Here is an 8,210-nt window from a genome sequence, read left to right on the forward strand (position 1 = left end):
GATATTCTGCCTGACGCGCACGCAATTCAATATCTTCAACCAATTGACATTGATCGGCTTGAACCTGTTGTAAATGCTGCTCGCTAACAATTTGCCGCAACAGCTTTTCTTGATCATACACTTCAACCGGTGAGCCGCCATCAGCCTGTACACGACAAGCTCCCAGCAACAACAGCGGGAGCAATATGCTCCGTAAAAATGACACACAACACAACTGCACGGTTAGCCCCTTATACCCTTGGCTGTAGTGTTGTATCGGCGGCTCGGTGCTGATCTTTACCCATAAAAAAAGGCTCCGAAGAGCCTTTTCTGAATTCAGGATATAAACCTGTCAGTGTGAAATGACCACACTATTTTTGCGCCTGAGGCTGCGCAGTTGGCGTTTTCATATACTTAAAGAAATCGCTGTCTGGTTTTAATACCATCATATCTTGCTTACCGCGGAAACTGTTTTCATACGCTTTTAAACTACGGATAAATGCGTAGAACTCCGGATCTTTATTGTAAGCATCAGCGTAGATCTTCGCAGCCGTCGCATCACCCTCACCGCGCATACTGCGAGCTTTACTCTCGGCTTCTGCCTGCATCACCGTTACACGGCGATCAACATCTGCTTTGAGGATCTCAGCCTGCTCACGGCCCTGCGAACGGTGCTCACGCGCTACCGCATTACGTTCAGCACGCATACGCTGGTAAATAGAGTTAGACACTTCCGCCGGCAAGTTAATCTGCTTAACCCGCACATCCACTACTTCAATACCCAAATCTGACGCACTGTCTGCGCCGGTATTGAGCGAGTTACGCGCATCATCCATCAGCTCACCACGTGATCCGGAGACAATGTCTTTGATCGTACGGCTACCAATTTCAGATCGCAGGCGATCGCTGATTTTTCGTTTCAACAAGGCTTCGGCTTGTTGCATGTTGCCGCCACCGGTTGATAAATAGTAACGGCCAAAGTCCTGAATCTTCCACTTTACGTAGGAATCAACAATCAAGTCTTTTTTCTCTGCAGTGACAAAACGATCGGCTTGATCGTCCATCGTCTGTACACGAGCATCGAGCATTTTTACGCTGTCAAAAAACGGCGCTTTAAGATGCAGACCTGGGTTATAAACCTGAACCACATCTTGGCTGTCACGCTTTACTTTACCAAAGCGCAGCATAATACCGCGCTCACCTTCAGGCACGACAAACAGTGATGAAGAGCCAATCAGTACCGCGACAATCACCGCCGGGATCACAAACTTATTCATGCTTAGAATCTCCCCTGACGATCAAGTCCATTATCTACGCGGCTGTTCTGACCATCAGTACTGGTCTGGTAATTACCCGAGTTACGGCCAACATCATTAACTGATGGTAACGTTGTCACTGCTGCTGCAGCGGCAGCGGCCGTTGTTGCATCCGCGTTATTTTTCAGCATTTGATCGGTAGGCAGCATCAACAGATTATTCCCGTTGGTATCCACCAGAATTTTATTACTGTTGCCCAGCACTTTTTCCATGGTGTCGAGATACATACGCTCACGAGTGACCTGTGGAGCAGCTTGATATTCAGGTAGCAGCTTATTAAAGCGAGCAGCATCACCTTCTGATTCAAGGATCACGCGTTGCTTATACGCTTGTGACTCTTCTTCAACCCGCTTCACATTACCACGCGCTTTAGGTTCAACTTCACGCGCATAAGCTTCTGCTTCACGAATAAAGCGCTGTTCATCTTCCTGAGCAGCAATCGCATCGTCAAAGGCCTCTTTCACCTCTTCCGGTGGACGAGCAGACTGGAAGTTAACATCCATAATCTGTAGCCCCATGTTGTAAGGCGCTACAATTTGATCCAGTAAAACCCAAGTATCTTGACGAACCTTGGCACGCCCTTTGGTCAGCACATCATCCATTTTTGTGTGGCCAATAACATAACGTAAGGCGCTGTCAGTCGCCTGACGCAAGCTGTCATCCGGATTACGGACACTGAACAGGTATTGCGCCGGATCAGACACTTTGTACTGCACGTTCATTTCAACACGCACGACGTTTTCATCTTGCGTCAACATAAAACCAGTCGCCGGAAGCTCACGTACTGCACCAATATTGACCGGTGTAACCGATTCAATAAAGGTAGGCTTCCAATTCAGGCCAGGTTGAACCACACGATTAAGTTTACCTAAACGGGTAACCACACCACGTTCAGCTTCCTTAATCGTATAGAAACCACTTACACCCCATACTATGACAGCGGCAGCAACCGCAAGGCCAATCAAACGAGGGGTAAATGTCACTCGCTTGTTGTCGCCATTATTGTTTTGATCACCGCCACTCTTTTTCCCGCCACCGAACTTTTTGCCCAGTTTGCGAAAAACATCGTCCAGATCGGGTGGCCCTTGGTCACGTCCGCCACTGCGGTTACTCCAAGGGTCGCGGTCCTGACCGTTATTACCGGGCTGATTCCACGCCATCATCTACTCCATTAACAAAAAAACGTGCCACAGGCACAACAATTCAGGCGAGCACAATCACTGAACACTGCTTTCGAGTTCAGCCTCTTGCTTACATAAACGATGCCAATCTACCGCTGGCATTCGAATCGTTAACCACAAGCTACCATCTTGCTCATCGACACGCTCATCCGTTAACGCATCCATTTGGTAGAAGCGGCTGCGCAATCGCCACAGACGCGGAGGCAGATGCAGCTGATGCTGCACAATATCCTGCGCCAAGCGTTCACTGATCGCCTGAAAAACTAACTCCATGCCAGCACCGGTTTGCGCCGATACCCATACATGGGTCGGAACGCCTTCATCGTTGCGGGCGATGCGCGGGGCAACATCCTCTAGCTGATCAATTTTATTCATGATCAACAATACGGGGATCTCACCGGCATCAATATCATGCAGCACTTGATTTACCGCATGAATATTCTCATCCATGCGCGGATCTGCTGCGTCGATCACATGCAGCAGCAGTGTAGCTTCTTGTGTCTCTTGCAGCGTGGCTTTAAATGCGGAAACCAAATCATGCGGCAAATGGCGGATAAATCCGACGGTATCTGCCAGCACCACTGCACCAACATCGGTGACATCTATCCGACGTAAGGTCGGGTCAAGTGTCGCAAACAGTTGATCGGCGGCATACACCCCCGCAGAGGTAATCGTGTTAAACAAGCTCGATTTTCCGGCATTGGTGTAACCCACCAGCGATACAGTTGGGATCTCGGCACGGTTACGTGCACGACGCCCTTGCTGACGCTGTTTGGCTACTTTATCCAATCGGTTGATGATCAAACGGATCCGGTCTTTAATCAGACGGCGATCCGTTTCGAGCTGTGTTTCACCCGGCCCACGTAGGCCGATCCCGCCTTTTTGCCGCTCAAGGTGTGTCCACCCCCGAACCAGACGTGTGGCAAGATGGCGCAACTGCGCTAATTCAACTTGAAGTTTACCTTCGTGCGTACGGGCACGTTGGGCGAAAATATCGAGGATCAACCCTGTACGGTCAATAACCCGACATTGACAAAGACGCTCAAGATTACGCTCTTGAGCTGAGGATAGGGTGTGATTAAACAGGATAACCGATGCACCGGTTGCTGCAACTGCAGCGGCGATCTCTTCGGCTTTACCTTCGCCGACGAAATATTTAGAGTGCGGCGTACGGCGGCTACCGGTAATTACCTGCATCGCCGTAACACCCGCAGAGGACACCAGGTTTTCGAACTCCCGGAGATCCTCTACATCCCGATCTTGCGGGAAATTGATGTGCACCAATATTGCCTGTTCACCAGCTTCATAACGATCAAACAAGCTAATGGCTCCTAAAGCCGAAGTTATTCAGCGTCAGTGGTATCTTGCTGAGTAGGGGTTGCGCCCGGCTGACCATGTGGTGCGCCAGTATGCCCGCTGTTGCTATGATGCGAAACAGGGCGAGCAGGAACAACAGTAGAGATCGCGTGCTTATAAACCATCTGGCTGACGGTGTTTTTAAGTAGGATAACAAACTGATCAAATGACTCAATTTGACCTTGTAGTTTAATACCGTTAACCAAATAGATAGAAACAGGAACGCGCTCGCGACGCAGTGCGTTCAAGAACGGGTCTTGCAGTGATTGCCCCTTAGCCATTTTATCTTTCCTTATTTGTTTGTTGTTGCAATTATTGATTTAATTAAATTAATAGTGCACATGGGAGCATAGAGGATTGTACACAAACCATCAGTTAACCTCTAATAGCTTTGATGACGATTTGTAACGCATCTTCCGGTTTATCACTGTTTAGCCAGGTGATATCACCCCAGCTACGCAACCATGTCATTTGCCGTTTCGCCAGTTGGCGGGTGGCACAAATCCCACGGAACGCCATCTCTTGTGCATCGTAATCACCGCGCAAATATTCCCACATTTGACGATAACCGACACAGCGGATCGAAGGCAGATCCGGGTTAAGATCGCCGCGCTTGAACAGCTTCCCTACTTCTTGTTCAAACCCAGCTTCCAGCATCAACTGAAAGCGTATGGCAATTTTCTCATGCAATTGCTCACGCGTTGGCGGAGCAATGGCAAATTGCTGCACCTGATACGGGAGTGTTTCTCCCTGAATCTGTGTCAGCTCTGTTAACGTTTTACCTGAAATTGCAAAAACTTCCAATGCCCGGCTCAAACGCTGTGGATCATTCGGATGGATCCGAGCCGCAGCAACCGGATCGATACGTTGTAAATCAGCATGCAATGCCTGCCAGCCGCGCGTTTGTGCGGCTTTCTCTATCTCTGCCCGTACATTAAGGTCTGCTGACGGTAACGGTGACAAGCCCTCAAGCAGCGCTTTAAAATACAACATTGTGCCACCAACCAGTAATGGGATCTTACCGGCGGCAGTAATCTCAGCCATTTCACGCAGTGCATCGGCCCGAAAATCAGCCGCCGAATACGCCTGTGACGGATCGCGAATATCAATCAACCGGTGTGGCGCTTGCGCCAATTCAGCCGCTGACGGTTTCGCTGTGCCAATATCCATACCAGTATAGATCAATGCTGAATCTACGCTGATCACTTCAACAGGCAAGTGCTGGCGTAACCGAATGGCCAAGTCGGTTTTACCCGATGCGGTCGGCCCCATTAAAAAGAGTGCTGGAGGTAATTTAGTCATTCTGTAATGCGGTGATGGCCGCCTCAAGTTCCACAGGTTTAATTAATAACGGGCTCTGCTGTCGCAGCTTTTCTGGGCATAACAGCTCCAAATCAGCCAACAATGTAACTGCTTGCGACAGTGTCCAGTGTGCCTGCTCTTCCTTGAGTTGACCAACCAACCACTCTACCAATGTAGGTATGGTTAACGTTGGGTCAGCCTGTAATTTATTCAATAGTAAGGGAATAATTTGTTGTAAGTTGTGATGCCGCAGCGGTAATGGCACGGCAAGTACGGTGATTTTCTGGCGCTCATTGCAGCGCAGATCAATACCTAATTGCTGTAACAAGGGTTGCTGTTGTTGTGCAGTTTGCAACTGTATAGCATCTGCTTTCATCATTAACGGGATCAACAGCGGTTGTGCTTTTAACGGCTGGCCATGCGGTAACAGTTGTGCTTGTTTACGCCATGCGGCTGCCCGAGGCAGTGAAAGTAGCCCGATACCCTGTGCACGCTCAACCAGCAGATACTGCTCGGCCACAATAGCTAAAGCACGCCCGAGCGAACTCGACGGTGCGCTATATTGTGCCACCGGATGGGTACTGTCAGACGGCGCTCGCGCCGTTACCGTACCTGCCGATGTCTGCGGAGTGTGAATTATCGCCGTTTCCGCATCGGTAGATGGCAATTCTGCCTGCAACAAGCGGGCATATACCGCTGACTCACGCTGCAGTGTGTCAGGGTTTAGTTGATGACTCAGCGATTTATGTGAGGATCTGCTGTTTGGCTGACGACTGAACAGCCGCTCAACGGCTGGATTTGCCGCCTGATAACCCGCCGCAGTTTCCTGCAATTGCGTGCTTGTTTGCTCTCCGCTTTGGCTACCAGAAGGTATCTCTTGCACCTGACCGATACCCGCTTGCCGCGCTTGTACTGACGGCGAAAATTGGCTGCTACCTGCCGCAATTCGCGGGGTTGCCAATGTCAGCGGAGGGGTTGTTGGCAGAGCTAAAGTTGGCGAATGATCAGGAAATGCATCAGTATCAGGAGAGCACTCCCCAACTGGGTGATTAAGCGCAGAACCTGCCTCATCTACAGTATGTTGCAACGCAGTTAGCACGGCCTGATAGATAAAATCATGTACCAAACGGGCCTGATGGAAACGCACTTCATGCTTGGCGGGGTGCACATTTACATCAACTTGATTTGGCGCGAGTGTTAGGTAGAGCACAAAGGCTGGATATTCCGCCTCTTGCAGCAATGTCTGGTAAGCCTGACGAATAGCATGATTAATCAGCTTATCACGCATCATTCGGCCATTGACGTAGCTGTAGGCCATATCGTTTTGCTGCCTTGAACCTTGTGCAGAGCAGACCCACCCCGAGATGGTCAACTCAGCATGTTGCCACTCAACGGCAACGGCATGCTGTAAAAAAGCCGGCCCGCAGATCCCCGCCAAACGCCGCTCTTTTTGCTCCTGCGTAGCCGCAGCACGGTATTGGCGGACCATTTTACCGTTATGACGCAAGGTAAAACTCACATCGAAACGAGCCAGTGCAATCCGCCGCACCACTTCGTCAATGTGGGTAAATTCGGTTTTTTCGGTACGCAAAAATTTACGGCGGGCAGGGGTATTGTAAAACAGATCGCGTACTTCAAGGGTGGTGCCGACCGGATGCGCGGCCGGTTTTACCGTAACCTGCATATCCCGCCCCTCGGCATAGGCCTGCCATGCCTCAGGTTGATCGGCTGTACGCGAGGTCATCAGCAAACGTGAGACTGAGCTGATACTGGCCAGCGCTTCACCGCGAAAACCGAGGCTGACAATCGCCTCCAGATCATCCAGTGAGCTGATTTTACTGGTCGCATGACGAGCCAGTGCCAGAGCCAAATCAGTTTTGTTGATGCCACAACCATCATCCCGAATACGGATCAGTTGCGCCCCGCCTTTATCGATATCAATATCGATACGGGTTGCGCCAGCATCCAGACTGTTCTCCACCAGCTCTTTCACAACCGAAGAGGGGCGTTCAACCACTTCCCCTGCCGCGATCTGGTTCGCCAGTTGTGCGGGTAAAATCTGAATTGCCATCGCTGACCTCTGCCTTACTGTTGCGGAATTTTCAACGTTTGCCCGATCATCACCTGATCTGATTTTAGCTTGTTAAACTGGCGTAACCGAGACAATCCGATACCGTATTTTTCCGCAATCATAGAAAGAGACTCCCCAGACTTCACTTTATGCTGAGTCGGGCGCGCTGCCGGTTTAGCTGATTCTGCTGTGGTTGCCGATACAACACCATCGAGCGGGATCTTAATTTTCTGACCAACCTGCACCTGATTACCGCGCAGATTGTTAGCAAATTTCAGGGTATCTATTGAGATTGAGTAGCGCGTTGCAATTTTACCCAGTGAGTCGCCACGCTGTACGGTATACACCTCGATACTGCCTTTTTTCGCCGTACTGTTTTTTATCGTACTGCTACTGTCACTTTGAGGTGCTGTTTTGGCTGCATCAGCAACCGGCACCCCGCCTGCCGCAGGCACTTTCAGTTTCTGCCCAACATTCACCTGATCACCGGCCAGCCGGTTCAAATCGCGCAGTGTCTGCATGCTAGTGTGATAACGCTCGGCAATACGCAACAGATTCTCACCACGCTTGACCTCATGCCATTGCGTGCCACCTTTTTCCACGGCTGGTTTTTCTATCACCGGATCTGGCTGGCTGGCAACCGGAGGCTGCGGCTTACTGTTGGCACTATTGCCGCTCACCGGCACTTTGAGTTTTTGCCCAACTTGAACATCACCCGAACGCAGACGGTTCAGTGCTTTCATCTCCGCCACAGTACTGCCGTACTGACTAGCAATTCGGGTCAACGTTTCGCCACGTTTTACCGTATGTGTCTGAGTACTGGCCATTGTTTTTGAGCTGTTATCGATAACCGGAGCAGACTCAATAATTGGCCCCGGTTGAGCCGGAACATGCTCGGTTTTCTGCACCGGTTTATTCTCTACCGCCTTTACTGCCGGTTTTTCCGGTACGCTGACTGCGTTCGATTTACCTGATGTAGCCCCTGGGTTACTGACCCGCTGATTA

General features: G+C 50.3%; 7 protein-coding genes and 1 pseudogene. All 8 read right to left on the reverse strand.

Annotated features, from left to right (window positions below):
* Positions 1–184: pseudogene (locus ACRC27_RS02390) on the reverse strand (hypothetical protein); the annotation flags it as partial.
* Positions 185–350: 166 nt separating this feature from the next.
* Positions 351–1,256 carry a protease modulator HflC gene (hflC, locus tag ACRC27_RS02395; RefSeq protein ID WP_438622156.1) on the reverse strand — a complete coding sequence of 302 codons (906 nt, stop codon included), beginning with the start codon at positions 1,254–1,256 and terminating at the stop codon, positions 351–353.
* A gap of 2 nt (positions 1,257–1,258) precedes the next feature.
* On the reverse strand, positions 1,259–2,455 hold the full coding sequence (gene hflK, locus ACRC27_RS02400; RefSeq protein ID WP_438622205.1) for an FtsH protease activity modulator HflK: 1,197 nt from the start codon (positions 2,453–2,455) through the stop codon (positions 1,259–1,261).
* A gap of 57 nt (positions 2,456–2,512) precedes the next feature.
* A complete protein-coding gene (gene hflX, locus ACRC27_RS02405; RefSeq protein ID WP_438622157.1) occupies positions 2,513–3,796 on the reverse strand; it encodes a ribosome rescue GTPase HflX in 1,284 nt (427 codons plus the stop codon).
* Between the two features lie 23 nt (positions 3,797–3,819).
* On the reverse strand, positions 3,820–4,113 hold the full coding sequence (gene hfq / locus ACRC27_RS02410) for an RNA chaperone Hfq (protein WP_438622158.1): 294 nt from the start codon (positions 4,111–4,113) through the stop codon (positions 3,820–3,822).
* A gap of 94 nt (positions 4,114–4,207) precedes the next feature.
* Entirely contained in the window at positions 4,208–5,134 is a 927-nt protein-coding gene (gene miaA, locus ACRC27_RS02415; protein WP_438622159.1) for a tRNA (adenosine(37)-N6)-dimethylallyltransferase MiaA, read from the reverse strand.
* Positions 5,127–7,205: a DNA mismatch repair endonuclease MutL gene (gene mutL, locus ACRC27_RS02420; RefSeq protein ID WP_438639112.1), complete on the reverse strand. Its 2,079-nt coding sequence runs from the start codon at positions 7,203–7,205 to the stop codon at positions 5,127–5,129. The genes miaA and mutL overlap by 8 nt, the downstream gene beginning before the upstream one ends.
* Positions 7,206–7,219: 14 nt before the next feature.
* Positions 7,220–8,210: LysM peptidoglycan-binding domain-containing protein (locus ACRC27_RS02425; RefSeq protein ID WP_438639113.1), on the reverse strand; the 991-nt coding region annotated here is incomplete at its 5' end.

This window comes from Plesiomonas sp. (assembly GCF_051650925.1).
GTDB lineage: Bacteria > Pseudomonadota > Gammaproteobacteria > Enterobacterales > CAMTGL01 > Plesiomonas.

What these genes read in the sequence shown, in the direction of transcription:
- hflC (WP_438622156.1), bottom strand. Translation starts at nt 1,256, where the DNA reads ATGAATAAGTTTGTGATCCCGGCGGTGATTGTCGCGGTACTGATTGGC.
- hflK (WP_438622205.1), bottom strand. Translation starts at nt 2,455, where the DNA reads ATGGCGTGGAATCAGCCCGGTAATAACGGTCAGGACCGCGACCCTTGG.
- hfq (WP_438622158.1), bottom strand. Translation starts at nt 4,113, where the DNA reads ATGGCTAAGGGGCAATCACTGCAAGACCCGTTCTTGAACGCACTGCGT.
- miaA (WP_438622159.1), bottom strand. Translation starts at nt 5,134, where the DNA reads ATGACTAAATTACCTCCAGCACTCTTTTTAATGGGGCCGACCGCATCG.
- mutL (WP_438639112.1), bottom strand. Translation starts at nt 7,205, where the DNA reads ATGGCAATTCAGATTTTACCCGCACAACTGGCGAACCAGATCGCGGCA.